The organism is Rhizobium sp. BK379, assembly GCF_014193955.1.
Taxonomy (GTDB): domain Bacteria; phylum Pseudomonadota; class Alphaproteobacteria; order Rhizobiales; family Rhizobiaceae; genus Rhizobium.
Window position 1 is genome coordinate 189,692 of sequence record NZ_JACIAD010000004.1, and the last position, 16,649, is coordinate 206,340.

Here is a 16,649-nt window from a genome sequence, read left to right on the forward strand (position 1 = left end):
GAGACAGAACGATGACTGACAATGGTTATGTGCACCGGTTGCATGCCGGTGCACCTGGAAAGCCCATTCTTTTCGTGCTTCACGGGACGGGCGGTGACGAGAACCAGTTCTTCGATTTCGGCAGGCGATTGCTGCCGGAGGCGACGATCGTTTCGCCGCGCGGCGACGTATCCGAGTATGGGGCGGCACGCTTCTTTAAGCGAACCGGCGAGGGTGTCTACGACATGGCTGACCTCGCTCGGGCGACGGACAAGATTAGCGATTACGTCCAGGATCTGGCCTCGACGCATGGTGCATCCAGGATTCTCGGGCTAGGATTTTCGAATGGCGCCAACATTCTGGCGAACGTGCTTATCGAGAAGGGCCTGTTCGATGCGGCAGCTCTGCTTCATCCGCTTATCCCTTTTCGACCGCGCGCCAATCCCGATCTCGGCGGCCGCAGAATATTGATTACGGCAGGTCAGCGTGATCCGATTTCGCCTGTCGCGCTGACCGAAGCGCTTTCCGCCTATTTCGAGAGCCAGAATGCCCAGGTGCAGACGGAATGGCATTCGGGAGGCCATGACATCCGACCGAATGAGATCGAGACCATCGGGAAGTTCTTTGCGGAATCGGCGTGATACAAAAGACTATGCGGCGAAAATCGCCGCATAGTTCATTTCCGATCCTGTGGGAAAAGGACGCCTACGCTTCGTGATAATAGGCGGAGTAGCGGTTGTAATAATACTCGCCAGAACCATAGGAACGATAAAGCTTCAGCTTTTCGGTATCGACCTTGTTCAACACGACGCCGATGCACTTCTGCATGACCTCGGGTTGAACCGCGAACGTCGTGCGAACGACGCGTCGAGAGGTGCGACCCCACTCGATGACGGCCAGCGAAGCGTCGAGCATCGGGCTGATCGCACGGGCATCGACAACCGGTCCGAGCGGCGGCAAGTCGAGGACGATATAGTCGAAATGAGTCTTCAGCTCATCCAGCATGTTGACCATGATGGACGACGAGAGAAGGTCGGAAGAGTGCGGTACGCGGCGCTTGACGACGGCGGGCAGGAAAGCAAGCTTGGTCTTGTTGTCGAGTAGCAGCACATCCTTCAGAGGCCTACCTTCCAGCAGCACTTCCAGAATGCCCTGTTCCGCATGGCGGCCGATCGCGCGCGTCGCACCCGGGTTGCGAAGGTCGGCGTCGATCAACAGTGTGCGTGAACCTTGCATTGCCAGGAGCTGCGCCAGGTTGACGGCAATAGTCGACTTGCCCTCGCCAGGAAGGCAGGAGATGACGCCGATGACCTTGCAGCGTGAGCTGGCATTTTCCATGTCGACGGCGATCTTGGCGCTGCGCATCGTCTCGGCGAAGGCTGACAGCGGATGGTTGACCACGTAGTTGGTGATCCCGTTGCCGTTTTGCAGTCCGCGGACCGATTCTGGGTCCTTGTTGCCGCTGCCTGCTTCCTTCGCATCAATGGCCGGTACATGACCGATATATTCGAGCGACAAAACGTCTCGAACCTGTTCGCCCGTGCGGAAGAAGCGATCGCGGTATTCACGGAAGGCGCCGATGCCACCGCCGAAGGCTGCACCGAGAGCCATGGCCAGCGCAAGGATGAGCGGCTTCTTCGGGGCACTCGGAGCCGTTGGCACCTGGGCCCTGGTGATGATGCGCGCGTCCGTGATCGGGAAGGATTGTTGCTGTGTTGCTTCCTGGAAGCGGGCAAGGAAGGTCTGATAGAGGTTGCGATAGGTATCTGCCGTGCGTTCGAGTTCGCGCAGCTGCACCTGCGTCTCGCCGGCGGCAGCCGTAACGCTGCTCGCTTGCGTGACACTGTCCTGAAGGGACTTTTCGCGAGTCTGCGCGACCTGAAGTTCGCTTTGATAGCTTTCGGCGATTCGGTTCAATTCTTCGAACATCAGCCGCTGATATTCGGCCATCTCGCTGCGAAGGCGAACGGCCTGGACGTGATCCGGCCCGAGACGGGCAGATATTTCTGCTTCAAGCTTGGAAGCTTCAAGGTATTTCTTGCGCAGATCGTTAGAGATCGAATTATCGAGAACGTCGGTTACGATGGCGTCCGTGCGCTTATTGTCGATAATCGATTTGACGCGCTCGTATTTTGCCCGAGCTCTTGCGGTATCAGCCTGCGCGCCGATCAACTGGGTCGTCAGTTCGGAGAGCTGCTGGTCGCTAATGAGCTGATATTGACCGCCGGTGGAAAGAAGCCCGTGTGCAGTTCGGAACTTTTGGACCGAAAGGTCAGAATCGAGTGCCTTCTGCTTGAGTTCGTCGATACGCTCCTGAAGCCAATCGGATGCACGACGGGTAGCATCGTATTTCGAGTTCAGTTTATCGACAAGATAGGCCTCGGCGATAGAGGTCGCAATCTTCGATGCCAGCTCCGGAGATGTCGAGGTGTAGCTGATTGAAAGTGCGTAGGAGCGTCCGATACGATCGACGTCCATGTCGGCAACAACCTTGTCGGCTGCATTATGGCGCAAGGTGTCAATATCGTCGGCCGCGACGTCATCGCTGGCAAACCAGGTCCGAAAGTTCAAAAGTGAGCGAAGCATGCTGATTGGCGAACGCGCCGGCGAAGTAAATTCCGGAATGTCCAGGAGCTTCAGCTTGTCGACGACCGCTAGACCGATCGAGTCTGATTTGAAAAGCTCGACCTCGCTCAGCACCGACGCGTCGTCCTCAATTGGGAGAGCAGCGGCGACACTGGCCTGCATCTGGTTCGCAAGTTGACTGTTGCCGCGATCAATGAGAACGCTTGTCGATGCAGTGTATTTAGGTACCGCCGTCAGGATATAGACGAGGCCAAGGACTGCGAAGACACCCACGCAGAGCGCAACGACACGCCACTGACGGCGCACGACTGCGACGAGCCTTTCAACATCGATCGTATCGCCAGCTCCGGCGTTTTCCCAATCTTCGTCGGCATGCGCCGAGACCTTATCTGGCGACAGCAATCCGGGCCTCCGTTAGTTAACAAGCTCAACTGAATATGCGTGTGAACACATTAAAAGCGCCCAGCATGCAATGCAATTGTGTGAAGCATCAATACGCGCGATGGAATATGCCAACTTTTTACTAAGCACCAGTCTGGAGACTAACTTCTTCTTGCTTAAGGAATCGAGAATAAGCTGTAACGTATTTCTGGGCTTCGTGATCCCAATTGAAGTCGGCGTCCGCCAGGGCTTTTGCGCGGTGACCTGCTTCTGCTCGGGCCATGTCATCCCTAATGAGCGTCAAACAGGCTTTCGCGAGAGCTTCCGGGGTTGGGGCGTCAGCGTAACGCCCTGCCGATTTGAGCAGGCGTTTTGTTTCGCGCAAGTCATATGAAACGGACGGTATTCCAAGGGCGGAATATTCGAAAACCTTGTTCATGCTGATCTTGTCGTTGTATTCATTTACCGGATCCGGGATGATACCAATATCAAAGGTACTTAAAGCAGCAAGCAGCTGCTCCCCGCGCAAATATCCAGTAAACTTGACAAAGTCTTCTATCTGTAGTTCTGCAGCAAGACTTCTAACCGACTCCAGTGCCGGGCCATCCCCTACAACAACTGCCTTGATATCATGAACTGCGTGAACCTTCACGAGTTGATGCAGGCAACGGACCAGATGATCGACACCATCTTGATCTGCGATGATCCCTACATAGCCCAAAACGACGCGCGCACCGCCACGTAGCTCCAAATTCGGTGCTACACGGCGAATTCTCGATTTGTCCGGAATGCTGTAGACAGAGACGACATCGTCCGCCTTCTTTCCACCGCGCGACATAGCCAGCTCCCGATGTGTCTCGTTAGAGGAGATAACGAGGTCCGCCGTGAGGAAGGTCAACCGTTCGGCAAGTTTGAGCAGATGATAAAAGAAGCCGCGTCTCTCGTATTTTGCAACATAGAGTTCCGGGCTTACGTCGTGGTGATCAAAGACAAAGCTCTTGCCCAACAGCTTGAAAGGGAATGCCACAAGAAATATCAGATCCGGGGGATTGCAAGCCTGAATGACATCAAATCCTCTTCTCCGAAGCACTTTGAAAAGAAGAGTGAATTCGTAGAACAGTGCCACGCTGTACTCGGCAATGAAGGCAAGCTTTCCGCGTGCTTCGAGTGGAAGCGGATGACGGAAAATCTCAATATCATCAATGATCTCGAATTTCTCAGGATATTGTTCTGTTTTCGGGCATATCACAGATACCTGCCAGCCCGCATCCCGCAACGCGCATGCTTCTTGCCACACCCGTCGATCAAATGGGACAGGAAGATTTTCAACGACAATTACGCAGGAAGGCATATCTGGTCCTATCATTCGAGTTGAAGAGGGGCTGATTTGAAGCTGCAGTACTTGGCCTCCATGGCCACCCATCACATCAGGGAAAAGCCTCGGATTTTATTATCAGGAGACACGATGCAGCGTGTTCGTTTCACCAATTGACTTGCGTATCCATCTGTTCACAACGCCCAACGTCAACAATTAAACAAGTCCCACCACCGACCGGACGAACTCCGTTGCAAAAAAAGCCCTTCACACCCAACTGAGCCCGACGTTATCGTATTCTTCGCTGCAGTGCAAAAAAAATGCCATCGAAGTGAGGCTTTTTTTGGGGTGGGGGATTATGGTGCCACCGGGCCGCCTACAACAATCTCATCCCGTGGGGCCCGCTGACAGCTGTGAAAACTGGAAGGATCAAACGAGATTACTCGCAAAAAGGTGCGGAGATGACGCAGAAACGGCTCGGAATCGGCCTTTGTTTCGCGCTCGCGCTGGGTGTGATTTCTGGTCAGTCCGCCACATTCGCCAAAGCAGATGAGATGACCTATAAAATCGTGACTTTTGGAACGTCCCTGACAGAGCGAGGCGGGTGGCAGTTGCCCTTGCAGCAGGCGCTGAGTAAATGTCTTGGCCGTCCCGTCCTGGTGGATTCCGTTGCCCGCAGTGGCGCAACATCCGAATGGGCCGTGGAAAAGACTGAGGACGTCATAGCCGCCAAGCCTGATATCGTGCTCGTTGAATTCTATGCCAACGACGCAGCATTCAATCGCTTCATGACTGTCGGGCGCAGTCGCAAGAACATGGCCATAGTCCTCGCGCGGCTGAAGCGGGAGCTGCCGTCCACGCGCATCATCGTCATGGGAATGAACCCGATTTTTGGAATGCGAGGTTTCATTCGTCCGTTCATCAATAGCTATATCGATGCCCATCGCCAGCTTGCCAAGGAGATGGGTCTTGACTTCTACGACAACCAACCGGCCTGGGCTAAGCTTACCGCGGATGAACTTGCAGCAGCTATTCCTGATGGCTCGCATCCCCTGCCGCAGGCCGCATCCGCCGTCATCGTTCCTGGTTTGACCCAGGAGATCGCATCGGGCAAATGTCAAAATTAAACCAATCTGCCGTATCGAAGGGATAAGCTAATGAAGATTATGGTTTGGTGCGCCGCGCGCGGCGGCATGCGCAGCGTCGTCGAAGCCTATGAGCGTGACGGCTTCCTCGAAAAGGAAGATGTTCGTCTCGTCGCCTCTTATGTGGACGGCAATTTTCTTACAAAGCAGGCTGTGCTGTTGCGAGCACTCATCGTCTATCTATGGCTGCTGGCGACCAGACGTGTCGAACTTGTGCACGCTCATTCGGCAATGCGCGGCAGCTTTTGGCGCAAGGGGCTCTTCACGTCGATCGCCAGGGTGTTCGGCATACCGGTGGTGTTGCATCTCCATGGTTCGGAGATGAAGCCGTTTTACGAGAGCCAGCGCCCGTTTCTGCGCAGACTTATCCGGCATCACCTGGAGAAGGCAACACGGGTCATCGTGCTTTCGGAAAGTTGGCGCGAATTCGTTGGCGGGATCGCACCGGCGGCGCGTATCGTCGTCGTTCCGAACTATGTGATCGTGCCTCCTTCTGCAGATCCGCAGTTGAGGAGGCCGCATGATCTTCTCTTCCTCGGCCTGATTGGACCGCGCAAGGGAACGTTCGACCTCATACCGGCTTTCGCCAGCATAGCTCAAGACCATCCGGATGCCAGACTGGTGATCGGCGGCAATGGTCAGATCGAAGCGGCGGACAAGCTCCTGAGAGACCTCTCAATGGAAGACAGGGTTATATTGGCTGGTTGGGTCGACGGGCAAAAGAAAGAAGCGCTGCTGGAGACCAGCGGCATCTATATTCTTCCCTCCTACAACGAAGGGCTGCCGATGAGCGTGCTCGAGGCAATGGCCGCAGGTGTTGCCGTCATCACCACGCGTGTCGGGGGGATACCCGAGCTGATCACCGACGGTGTTGATGGCCTGCTGGTGGACGCCGGCGACAAGGAGGGGCTTGCCAGTGCGATCTTTGCTCTCCTCAGTGACGAAGGCCTTCGCATGCGTCTTGCCCAAGCTGGTAGAATGCGGGTTGAGAACCACTACAGCGATCGCGTCATACTGCCTCTGCTTCACCGCATCTATGAGGACGCCTCAGGCGTTAGAAAACGGAAGGGGGCCAGCCGTAGAACGCTGGAAAACCGTTCGTAGGTCGCCTTTCGAGCGAGCATTGCATCAGCCGGGCAGCGGCTGATTGACTGTCGTCTATTTTAGCCGCGGATCGGTGATCTTCCTGACGATGAAACGGGACAGCCTGACTGTGAAAGGTTCGCCGGCCTTGTCTGAAGTGATATCGAAATCGCATTTCAGGTTGTCGAAAGGCAGGTCGGGCATCAGAAAGGGGTTGGTCTTAATCCACCAGCCCTCCCTGGCCGCTCCGACCGGACGCGCGAATTCGCCGGATGAAGTCCAAAGCCCTCCAACGCTTTGAAGGATGGTTGAGCCCTGCTGCAATTTAAAGACAATCCGCGCCGTCCCCAACTGATCGCCGTCCACCTGTTCGATGAACATCGCGGCATATATCCAGTCGCCTGGCGCGAGTTTCCCTACAGTTTCGATCGGATCTGCGTTGAACTGCACATGCGTATAGGCTGCAGCATTATCGTCGGTCGGCGTCACCGCAAGGCGTGCGCCTCTGATAGCGCTCCCAAGTTCGTCAATGGTGCAGTCTACGGTCGCAGCGTTGCGCCCGATGCCGCACCTGAAACCGCTCGGAATTTGCCCGGTAATCCCCCAACCGGCTTTGGCGCCTGCAGCTCCGTCCAATCGTCCCATGCTCGCTCCCGCAAGGTTTTCAGCGGCTGGATCAAAATTGAAGGTGACTCCGGCACTGATAGCGCTCTGAAGGATTGGCAGCAGTTTCTCCTTGCCGATCTTCCGCGCCCCTTTCGGCGAAAGATGAATCTTGTCGGACTGATACAAAGTGAGATCCTGGACGCCACCGGGTGCAAGAATATCGTCGTAGCCATCGACAATACCGAGTACACCATCGCGTGCTTGCTGGCCCCTGATCCAGTTGTTTGAATCGATGATGGCCTTGTGACGGGGGTCGCCTTTGGGCCAATCGCCGCGCGGATAAATTGTCATGAGGATAACCCATGTACCGCCGGCCCGTGCTAGCTGCAGCGCCTTGTCGAGTTTTTCTACAATCTCCGATGACGCTGCGGGGCGGTTCCTTCCGGCAATATCGCCCGAGTTTATAGAATTTGTCCCTCCTTCCAGAATGATGACGGCAGGCCGTTTAGCAAGCAGGGCGGGAAGGCGGGTCAGAATGCCTGTGGGCGCATCGTTGCTCCATTCGAGATGGGCTCCGAATATGCCCTGATTTGCTCCTGATATATTGCGGCCGGTCGGATCGGCGGTGTCGTACCAGCTGTCATGGTCAAAGCGAGGATCAAGGGCGCGGGCCCATTCGATGAACCCATTTGCCATGCTGTAGCCTACAGCGAACGTGTTGCCTCGAGTTGGAACGAGAGGCGTTCCCGCATAAACACCGTAGCCTATATGGCTATCGCCAATGGCCGCCACCCGAGTTCCCGCTGGCAGGGGAAGAGCTGGCAATGGACGCTTGTCGCCGGTAGTAGCGGTGTCTGAGTGGCGGTCCACATTGGTGCCTGACAGTGGCAGGTTGGAAGATGCAGCGATCGCTGCCCCTGGACCCAGCGTCGCGCCGATCCCGATAATGGAGGCACCTGCTTGCAGGATTTCGCGGCGTGTCGCAGGTCGTCGGCTCATCTGAAAATTCCAGCCCTTGGTTTTTTGGAAGAGGCAGTTTATTCGCAGTGCAATCGTTGACGCGCAAGGAAATATCCTGTCGAATGCTGCTCGATGAAAACGACATTTATCTGTCGATTTTCCCCTATGCTGAACATGATGACTCAAATAGCGCTTTTGAGATAAGGCTTTGCATAAGCACGCAGACAATACGCCTGGCCAGTCGGCCGTCGCTCCAAAATGCGGGCACCTATTGTGCAGACCGACTTTCCGTTTTCGATCAGGAGGATATTCACATTGAAAGAGAACAAGGGTCGATGGACCATCGTCCTCTTAACCTGCCGTGATCCGGCCAAGGATTTCCGCCTGCCGCTTGCAGAAGAATTGCATCGGCTTGGACATAAGGTCTTCTACATCTTCTTAAAGCGGCGCCCGGTCGTCATCGACATGGACAAGAGCGAGGATAAGCAGGTTTTCTCGCTGCCCAAGTTCCTGCGCTTCATGAGGCATAACTTCCGCCGCCGCGAACCATTGCTTTTCGTCAATTCGACCAACCTTGTCTTTCCGGCAATAAGCCGAATGCTGCGGATGCTCTGTGGCGGCCTCTGGTGCCTGGACATGCATGACGACCTGCTTTACGGGCGCACCGGCTATTCGCGTGTAAAGGCGCAGATCGCGCAGTCTATCCTTCTTGGCGGCTCGGATCTCGTCGTTCATGCTGCTCCGACACTAAAGCAACTTTTCCCGAACTCGCGGCATCTCGGCAATGCATCGTCAGTTACGGCGATCGATCGGTCCATGCCGGATTGGAAGAAAATTCTAATCCTGGCTAGCGTGGACGAACGGCTTGATTTCGATTTTCTGGGAGCTGCTGCATCAGCAAATCCGGATCTGGTTTTCGAGATAAGGGGACACATAGCGAGCGACGACCCGAAGGTTAAGCGGAAGGTCGATCAACTGACCGCGGCCCATGCCAACATTCATTATCTTGGGCCTTATGTTAACAGCGAATTGCCCACGATCCTCGGCGCCTATGCCGTTACTCTTGCGCCTTACGTCGTAGGCTCCCCTCTGACTGACTACATCGACCCGCTCCGCTACTATCATTGCTTGAATTCCGGCATGGAAGTCATATCGACCGGGATCCCCAAGGCTCATGATTTCGGCAACGTGCTTCATTGCGTCAGAAACCCCGCTGAGGTGGGTCCGCTGGTTCGTGGGCTCTCCGGGGGTACGATCGCGCGCCGTAATAGCGGATCGACTGCCTCGGTGTATAACTGGAGAAATCGGGCGATTAAGCTGCTGGATATTGTGGGTGCAGAGAGCTCGGATGCCGAGGGGTTAGCAGCGTGATTTCAACCACCAGACCGTTCGCTGCCAGCGGACAGGTCTGTCGTTTTGATCGGCGTAAAACTCGAGGCACGTTGATCGGACATTCCCTGGCCATTTTGTTGCTTCAAGCTGAGCTACGTGTTATCTGAAAGAGAATGCTGCGTTGCACCATCGGGGCGAAGCCACCGTCCTGCGATGCTATGACTTGGCTGTTTCCTGATTTCGCCCGAACTCGCTCCTCTGCTAAAGACAAATTAACATCTGACGACACCGTTTCCGACAATATATTGGAAGGTAGAAAGAATTAGGAGAGCATCGAATTGCCTGGTTTGAACCGATTTTTGAAGCTTCGCCGGGTCGTGGTCGACGCACGGCGCTTTTATCTGAACCGTTTCTGGGGAATGCACATCCACCCGACGGCTGATTTCTCGCTCTCTGCACGCTTTGATAAGACACATCCGAAGGGCATTTATATCGGCGAGGAAAGCTATGTCGCGTTCGACGCAGCCATTCTCGCCCATGACACAACGCGGAGAATGTACCGCGACACACGCATCGGCAAGCGCTGCTTCATTGGTGCCAGAAGCATCATTTTGCCTGGCGTGACGATCGGCGATCATTGCATCGTCGGTTCCGGCAGCGTCGTAACAAAGGACATGCCACCCTATTCGATCATCGCCGGCAATCCCGCTCGTGTCATACGTTCCAACAGTGGTCTTGATCCCTACGGCCGTATTCCAAGGGTCTTGGAGCCAAGCTCCGATGAGGCTGAAGCCAACGAGCGTCAAAGCCGGCAGGCGTGAATTCGTGACGATTCGCAGGGATAGGCCAGTCGTTGGAGTCTGGCAGGATAACACCCTCAATGCTGTGAAAGCGAGAAGCATGACCGAGAACGGCGCAAAGCGGGCTTCCCTGGCCATCTATCTTCCCGATCTCTCCGGCGGTGGGGCGGAGCGTTTGCATGCGCGTCTTCTGCCGCAATTCTCTCACGCAGGCTTCAACGTCACTTTTCTCCTCGACCGCGAGGGAGGCGAATTGACCGGCCCGGTCAAGGAGCAGGGCGCGCGCATAATTGCCCTCGATGCCAAACGGCAGCTCAGCGCCTTGCCGAAACTCGTCCGATACCTCAAAGAAGAAAAGCCTGACGTTCTTATCGCGAATATGGAGCACATGAACGTCATGGCGGTGTTGGCCCGACGACTGGCCGGTGTTCACACACGCATTGTTGTTACTCAGCACAATACCTTTTCTGAGCAGGTAAAGCGCCGCTCCTGGCAATTTCGAGTGCTGCCTGCGCTATATCGTATGGCGATGCCGTTCGCAGACGTTATCGTCGCCGTGTCGGCAGGTGTTGCCGACGACCTTGCAGTTAGGGCGGGCATCAAACGTTCGAAGATCCGCGTCATCTACAATGGCGTCGTCTCAGAGGATTTCGACGAGCGTACATCGAGGGTGCCGGAACACCCATGGTTTGCTGATCCCCAGCCGGTTGTTTTGGCAATGGGACGGTTGGTGCCGCAAAAGGACTTCGCGACCCTCATCAAGGCCTTTTCTGGTGTAGCCAGGCAGAGTGGTGCAAGGCTTCTCATCCTAGGAGACGGCCCGATGCGCCGAGAGTTGGAGGCGCTCGTCAAAGATCTTGACCTCCAAGAGCGCATTTCCATGCCGGGCTTCAGCGAGAATGCGCTTGCCTATTTGAAACGCGCGAAGCTGTTTGTGCTCTCCTCTCGATTTGAAGGATTCGGTAACGTGGTTGCCGAGGCGCTCGCATGCGGCACACCGGTCGTCAGTACGGATTGTCCGCATGGTCCGTCCGAGATCCTGGATGGCGGCCGTTTTGGCTCTCTCGTTCCCGTCGGCGACGTTGCTGCCTTGGAGAAGGCGATCCTCGACAGTTTGGGGCGCCCAGTTGATGTTGCGGGACTGCAGGTGCGGGGGCAAACGTTCACCGTCGCCAGATGTGCTGAATCCTATTGTGAGGTGCTTGCATGAGCGGCGTTAGCAAGAATGCCAATCGCGACAAATTCGGCAGCATCGAAGTCGGGCGTGGTGTCGCCGCTCTGCTCGTCGTTCTTCACCACACCGGCAGCATCATGTCTGAACCGCGGTTTTTTGGTGCGGAGCCATTTAATAGCCATTTCAATAACTTCAACGTCGGCGTGGATTTCTTTTTCGTACTCAGCGGCTTCATCATCACTTGGATTCACTGGGACGACATAGGCCGTAAAGAGCAGATTCGCACTTTTGCTGCCAAGCGATTTGTCCGCATTTATCCTCCCTATTGGTTCATCCTAGCTCCGCTTGTCATCCTCTATCTGATCTTCACAGGGGCAGGGCAGCCCAGTCAACGCGACCCGATCAACATTATCCTATCTATTCTGCTCCTGCCTAACCCCGTTCAACCAGTCCTTGGTGTTGCCTGGACATTGACACATGAGATCTTCTTCTACGCCCTTTTCGCCGTGATCATATGGTGTGGCCGGAGGGCATTATGGATTTTGCCAGCGTGGGCCCTAGCGATCGTCGCAGCAAATCTGTTGGTGACGTTTCAGGCGATAGAGCCGCTGCCCTTTCCCCTCTCGTTCGTTTTCAGTCCGTTCAATATTGAATTTATCATGGGCGTGGGCGTGGCGATGATATTACGGCATGCGAAAATACCAGCTCCCTACGCATTCGCCTCGCTGGGTGTCCTCTCCTTCTTCATCTTGACATGGTTCTTTGTCACTATTCAGGACGACCCGCTGATTGGACGTCTGGCTTTCGGTACGGCGTCCATATTGTTCGTGCTTGGAGCAGTAGAAATTGAACGCCAACGTCCGTTGAACGTGCCGGGATTTCTCCTCGCCTTCGGTGCCTCTTCCTACGCCGTTTATCTCGTGCATCCTGTGGTGCTTTCTTTTTCGATAAACCTGTCGTCACGGCTCGGAATGTCGACATATTTCTCGTTGAATATTATCGCGCTGGTGATGGCGTTCATCGCCGCGGCGTTTGGAATTTCTTACCACTACCTTGTCGAACGCCGGCTGATACGAGTTGCGCGTCGTATCGTGGAGCCGCGGAGAAAAATCCAGGTTCCGGATCGCCACCCCGCGGAAAATGACCAAACAGCCGGTATTAGACCAGAGCAGAAGGCATCGAGGATCGAAGCATGAATGCTGCCCGGCAAACGCAGGCTTCTCCCTATCGTCTTTCGCCGCGAGAACTTGCACTCGTTTTCGTCATTACGTTTCCTCTGATTGGCACGCTCTTTCCGCTGGACTCGTATCTTGGCTGGAAATCGCCAGCGCTTGCAGCCATCGTAGTGAAAAGTCCGCTCAACACGACGATAATACTTACCGTCATCTTGAGCTATGTGATATGGCTCTTTAGTCGGAGCCCGCAAAAGTCCATTTCTGCGCTGAAGCGCAATTGGATATTATTTGCTTTTCTTCTATGGGCGTTTTGCACATCCCGTTGGATGCCCGAGCCGGGGCAGTCGTTCAATAGAACGGGGCGTATGCTGGTTTTCACACTCTATGCCGTTTATCTGATAGAATTTGTGCCTTATCGACGTGTGCTCCAGCTTCTGGCGATCAGCCTGGCGATTTCATGCACCATTTCACTGGTTATGATCGTCGCGGCGCCATCGCTATCATATAGCGCCGAGGATCTGCGCGGCGCTTGGCGTGGCGCGATGATTCACAAGAACGTTATGGGTGGTACGGCGTCGATGACATTCCTCGTCGCGGTTGTGTCGTGGCGCATGAAGCTGCTGAACCCGTACCATATTGTGGTTATTGCGTTCCTGGCTATCTTTTTGCTGCTCATCGCGAATTCGGCAACAGCGCTTCTGGCCGCATTCATTATCGCGAGCCTTCTCGCTTATCTAATCTATGTCGTTAATAGGGTCCCATATCCATTGGTCCTGTTGTTCTTCACGGGGCTTGTGGCTTCAGTCGCCGGCGTCATAATTATCTCAAGTGGCATCGTTTACACCCTTCTAGGGCGCGACGCCGGCCTGACCGGGCGTGCCGAAGTGTGGGAGTTTGCTTCCTTTATGATCGACCAGAACCCCTTTTGGGGATATGGCAACGGGATCTGGACAACAGATTACTTCAAACCAATCGTTTTGCAGGAGCTGCACTGGCCTGCACCTCACGCACATAATGCCTGGCTGGATTTCCGACTGCAGTTGGGATTGCCGGGCTTTTGCTTTGCTGTTGCGATTTGGGCGATCACCGGCATGAGGCTATTCTACGCTATTTCTATTCGGCGCATCCCAGAAATGGCACTTCCGACGGCCATATTTTTATTGCTGAGCATTCGTTCCTACTCTGAGACGATCATTGTCGATCCTTCATTGAACGATATGTTCTGGCTCGCCTTTTCCTACGCTGCGTTTGCATCTCTGCCGGTACGCGAGCGACTTCGGCGGCGCCAGCAGGCGCCCGCTCGCAGGCTTTGGAAAGAAGCAGCGCGGACAATGCCCAAGCAGGCGTTCACGCGTGAACGGACCGTGCCGCCGCTCAGTTGACGTCACGGGCTTCACAACGAAGTACCGGTTCCCAAAAAGCACCGCGATCGACACCATAGACTAATTGCGCTTGCGAACTTAGCGGGAGGGTGCGCGGTCGAACGCCTCAGCAATTGCGTACCACATTGGCTTCTTGGCGAAATTCTCATCCAACGGCAAGCACCTTTGCGTCAAGCGATCCTTTCTAGGCCATCCCTCGTGAAGCCAGCTAAAGCGATCCGTCATGCCCCAGGTGACAAGCCCTATGACGGCGGGTTCGTCAAAGAGTACATCGAGGTACAGTTTGGTGTGAGCCGCGACGATTGCATCTCTTAAGTCTATGTCAGGCCCGAGTCTGACGTCGCTTACGTCGAGCTCCGTAGCGCGTATCTTCAAGCCGAGATCGGCGACCTGTGAGAGAAAGCGTCGATAGACATTCTCATCAAACTCCGCGTTTGCGATCAGATGGCTCTGAATGCCGAACCCATCAATCGGCGCTCCCCTGGATTTGAGTTTTTCCAGAAAACTCAGGATCGCATCTCGCCGACGTCCTTGGCTCTGATAGTAGACGCTATAATCGTTGTAATAGAGGTTAGCCTTGGGGTCGGCCTCTCTGGCGGCGTGAAAACAATCCGCGATGAAGTCAATGCCTCCCTTATTGTAGGGTGGCCAGTTGCGGAGATTGTCTGGCATTCCATCTTCCGGTGCGATCGCCTCGTTCACCACATCCCATTCCATGACGCGCCCGCGAAAGTGTCCGATAAGTTCGCGTGCATGATCGAGTACGACCGTCTGCCCTTCATCGCTGGTGATAATGTCTTTCGTCCACACGGGTGGGTTTTGATGCCATACTGCGGTATGGCCGCGCAACAGGAGTGCATTGTCTTCGGCAAATCTCGCAATCCGATCGGCGTTGAAATAATTGGACTGGCGTTCCGTTGGCTGGGTCGGCCTCCATTTCATCTCGTTTTCGGGGACGATCATTGAGGCATCGCGCAGCACGGCGTCATGGTACGGTTTGAGGCTAAACAGTGGCCCAGAATTGACCTGAGTACCAAAAGAGAGTCCCTTCTTTTCGGCTCTCTGCGACAGAGATGTCTCGTTCGGCTCGTCGGCTCTGCTGACTTGAGCGGAAGCCAGTGCGGCGCTGGCAGCTAGCAGGAAAGTTCGCCGATAAATGCTCTTTGCAGGCCAATCGCCATAATTTTTTCGCATAAATGTCTCCGCGTAGAATTGCCTGTATAGTTCAGGTTCAATGTGTCAGGACAGGGCCGAGGCCAAAGGAATTTTGCTTTCATGGGCGCCCCTTTTGTGTAACTTCAATCCGCAGAATGGCCGTGAAATACAGGAGCGCGAGGATGTCAAAACCTGAATATCCGATTGAGGTCTCGGTGGTAATATGCACCAGGAATCGGCACGACCAACTCGAGGAGACGTTGGATTCCCTGACGAAACTGCAATCCAGTTTTCCATGGGAGGCCATCATCCTCGACAATGCCTCCACGGACCGAACGAAGGAAGTTATCAAGGCTTTCGAGGAGATTTGCCCGAATGCACACTATGCCTACGAAGCTCAACGCGGACTGGGTGCAGCGCGCGATACGGCATGGCGGTCAACTCGAGGCAAGATCGTTGCGTTTACCGACGACGATTGCATACTGCCAGCTGACTATATCGACCGCGTGGTGGAGGTTTTCCGCGAAGATCCGGAACTGGGGTTTATGGGGGGACGTATCGAGCTCTTCGATCCGGACGACGCGCCAGTTACCATCGACCTGCGGGACCATAGGGTCGAGATCCCTGCCAAGGCCTACGTCTCCGCAGGCATGCTTCAAGGTGCCAATATGGCAATCAGACGTGATGTTTTGGTCAAGATTGGTGGGTTTGATCGCCGGCTCGGTGCTGGCACACCATTCCCCTGCGAGGATATCGATGCCGTCGCTGCGGCAGTATGGGCCGGATATCGAGGTGCTTACGATCCACGCCCGGTAATTCTACATCATCATCGTCGAAAAGCGGCTGATGTACCCGATATCATGCTGAGCTACGACAAAGGTCGTGGCGCCTATTACATGAAGTATCTCTTAAAGACCGAGACGCGCGCGGCCTATATCCGAGGCTGGTGGGAGACGTCAGGCCCAGCGCACAGGCCGATCACGTGGCGACGCCTTGGGCGCGAGATTGCGAGCGCGAGGGCGTTTCTCGCGCAAACCACGAATCACTCAAAAAAGATCCTGTGGGCAGGTTTGCTCGGCCTGTCTGAGCATTTCGCGAAGTTTGCTGCCGAGCTTGTAAGGATTGTCCGTTTCCAGAAGCGCGTACTGCCGTGATCGATTCTAGAGTATAAGCTCCGGGTGATGCAAAAGTGCATGGTGAGGCTCACTACTATCCTCTCGAACGTGAGCCTCGGCATCACAATGTGGCCTAGGGAGGACAAGGGCCGGCTTCGTCCTTTCCTATTGCGACACAAAGCAATGCAGGAACATCAGCCGAGATCGCAACGCTGTCGATCCGCAACACATGATGTGCTCATTTTGACCGGACCCGGATGGCATGTCACGCCGAACTCATGGTGCCGGACAATGACACCTCGATGTTTCGGCCGCCGCCGACCCCGGAACTGGGCTCAGTTGAAGTTGCATGGCAGACGCGAGAGACAATGGGGTGTCCAGCCGTATCTTTAAGGGCTCCGACGACATCGTCGCTCAGTACCGTACCGCTTGGAACAAGCTTCTCGATCAGACCTGGAAGA

The 16,649-nt window shown here is 55.1% G+C and carries 14 protein-coding genes; 10 read left to right on the top strand and 4 right to left on the bottom strand.

Annotated features, from left to right (window positions below; translation table 11 throughout):
- Positions 1–11 precede the first annotated feature (11 nt).
- Complete coding sequence (locus FHT93_RS19890; protein WP_018115004.1) at positions 12–620, top strand: alpha/beta hydrolase; 609 nt, start codon at positions 12–14, stop codon at positions 618–620.
- A 64-nt stretch (positions 621–684) separates the two neighbouring features.
- Here FHT93_RS19890 and FHT93_RS19895 read toward each other — a convergent pair whose 3' ends face one another.
- Both FHT93_RS19895 and FHT93_RS19900 read right to left on the bottom strand, forming a co-directional pair.
- Entirely contained in the window at positions 685–2,964 is a 2,280-nt protein-coding gene (locus FHT93_RS19895; RefSeq protein WP_246781686.1) for a polysaccharide biosynthesis tyrosine autokinase, read from the bottom strand.
- Between the two features lie 124 nt (positions 2,965–3,088).
- Positions 3,089–4,297: a glycosyltransferase family 4 protein gene (locus tag FHT93_RS19900; RefSeq protein WP_183849065.1), complete on the bottom strand. Its 1,209-nt coding sequence runs from the start codon at positions 4,295–4,297 to the stop codon at positions 3,089–3,091.
- Between the two features lie 425 nt (positions 4,298–4,722).
- Here FHT93_RS19900 and FHT93_RS19905 point away from each other — a divergent pair, with 425 nt between their 5' ends.
- A complete protein-coding gene (locus FHT93_RS19905) occupies positions 4,723–5,388 on the top strand; it encodes an SGNH/GDSL hydrolase family protein (protein WP_018113708.1) in 666 nt (221 codons plus the stop codon).
- A gap of 30 nt (positions 5,389–5,418) precedes the next feature.
- The gene (locus FHT93_RS19910) at positions 5,419–6,510 is read left to right on the top strand and encodes a glycosyltransferase family 4 protein (protein WP_018113709.1); all 1,092 of its coding nucleotides are present in this window, start codon (positions 5,419–5,421) and stop codon (positions 6,508–6,510) included.
- 54 nt (positions 6,511–6,564) lie between these two features.
- Here the strand turns inward: FHT93_RS19910 and FHT93_RS19915 are convergent, their stop codons facing one another.
- Positions 6,565–8,094, bottom strand: coding sequence for an SGNH/GDSL hydrolase family protein (locus FHT93_RS19915; protein WP_018113710.1), 1,530 nt, complete (start codon positions 8,092–8,094; stop codon positions 6,565–6,567).
- On the opposite strand from FHT93_RS19915, the gene FHT93_RS19920 reads away from it, so the two are divergent.
- The 6 genes from FHT93_RS19920 (at position 8,073) to FHT93_RS19945 (ending at position 13,918) form a co-directional block, all read left to right on the top strand.
- Positions 8,073–8,420: a hypothetical protein gene (locus FHT93_RS19920; protein WP_183849067.1), complete on the top strand. Its 348-nt coding sequence runs from the start codon at positions 8,073–8,075 to the stop codon at positions 8,418–8,420. The two genes, FHT93_RS19915 and FHT93_RS19920, sit on opposite strands and share 22 nt — an antisense overlap.
- Entirely contained in the window at positions 8,371–9,426 is a 1,056-nt protein-coding gene (locus FHT93_RS19925) for a hypothetical protein (RefSeq protein ID WP_183849069.1), read from the top strand. Before FHT93_RS19920 ends, FHT93_RS19925 begins: the two co-directional genes overlap by 50 nt.
- A gap of 308 nt (positions 9,427–9,734) precedes the next feature.
- Positions 9,735–10,208 (top strand): acyltransferase, encoded by a 474-nt coding sequence (locus FHT93_RS19930; RefSeq protein WP_246781687.1) that lies wholly within the window; start codon positions 9,735–9,737, stop codon positions 10,206–10,208.
- Between the two features lie 79 nt (positions 10,209–10,287).
- The gene (locus FHT93_RS19935) at positions 10,288–11,397 is read left to right on the top strand and encodes a glycosyltransferase (protein ID WP_018113714.1); all 1,110 of its coding nucleotides are present in this window, start codon (positions 10,288–10,290) and stop codon (positions 11,395–11,397) included.
- Positions 11,394–12,557, top strand: a complete 1,164-nt coding sequence (locus tag FHT93_RS19940; protein ID WP_018113715.1) for an acyltransferase — start codon at positions 11,394–11,396, stop codon at positions 12,555–12,557. Before FHT93_RS19935 ends, FHT93_RS19940 begins: the two co-directional genes overlap by 4 nt.
- Complete coding sequence (locus FHT93_RS19945; RefSeq protein ID WP_018113716.1) at positions 12,554–13,918, top strand: O-antigen ligase; 1,365 nt, start codon at positions 12,554–12,556, stop codon at positions 13,916–13,918. The genes FHT93_RS19940 and FHT93_RS19945 overlap by 4 nt, the downstream gene beginning before the upstream one ends.
- A gap of 78 nt (positions 13,919–13,996) precedes the next feature.
- On the opposite strand, the gene FHT93_RS19950 is transcribed toward FHT93_RS19945, so the two are convergent.
- Complete coding sequence (locus FHT93_RS19950; protein WP_183849071.1) at positions 13,997–15,112, bottom strand: endo-1,4-beta-xylanase; 1,116 nt, start codon at positions 15,110–15,112, stop codon at positions 13,997–13,999.
- A 143-nt stretch (positions 15,113–15,255) separates the two neighbouring features.
- Between FHT93_RS19950 and FHT93_RS19955 the strand changes: the two genes are divergently transcribed.
- Positions 15,256–16,227, top strand: a complete 972-nt coding sequence (locus FHT93_RS19955) for a glycosyltransferase (protein ID WP_018114996.1) — start codon at positions 15,256–15,258, stop codon at positions 16,225–16,227.
- The last annotated feature ends 422 nt before the right edge of the window (positions 16,228–16,649 follow it).

Excerpts from the sequence above, each read along its gene's own strand:
- FHT93_RS19890 (WP_018115004.1), top strand. The coding sequence starts at position 12 with ATGACTGACAATGGTTATGTGCACCGGTTGCATGCCGGTGCACCTGGA.
- FHT93_RS19900 (WP_183849065.1), bottom strand. The coding sequence starts at position 4,297 with ATGCCTTCCTGCGTAATTGTCGTTGAAAATCTTCCTGTCCCATTTGAT.
- FHT93_RS19905 (WP_018113708.1), top strand. The coding sequence starts at position 4,723 with ATGACGCAGAAACGGCTCGGAATCGGCCTTTGTTTCGCGCTCGCGCTG.
- FHT93_RS19910 (WP_018113709.1), top strand. The coding sequence starts at position 5,419 with ATGAAGATTATGGTTTGGTGCGCCGCGCGCGGCGGCATGCGCAGCGTC.
- FHT93_RS19915 (WP_018113710.1), bottom strand. The coding sequence starts at position 8,094 with ATGAGCCGACGACCTGCGACACGCCGCGAAATCCTGCAAGCAGGTGCC.
- FHT93_RS19935 (WP_018113714.1), top strand. The coding sequence starts at position 10,288 with ATGACCGAGAACGGCGCAAAGCGGGCTTCCCTGGCCATCTATCTTCCC.
- FHT93_RS19940 (WP_018113715.1), top strand. The coding sequence starts at position 11,394 with ATGAGCGGCGTTAGCAAGAATGCCAATCGCGACAAATTCGGCAGCATC.
- FHT93_RS19945 (WP_018113716.1), top strand. The coding sequence starts at position 12,554 with ATGAATGCTGCCCGGCAAACGCAGGCTTCTCCCTATCGTCTTTCGCCG.
- FHT93_RS19950 (WP_183849071.1), bottom strand. The coding sequence starts at position 15,112 with ATGCGAAAAAATTATGGCGATTGGCCTGCAAAGAGCATTTATCGGCGA.
- FHT93_RS19955 (WP_018114996.1), top strand. The coding sequence starts at position 15,256 with ATGTCAAAACCTGAATATCCGATTGAGGTCTCGGTGGTAATATGCACC.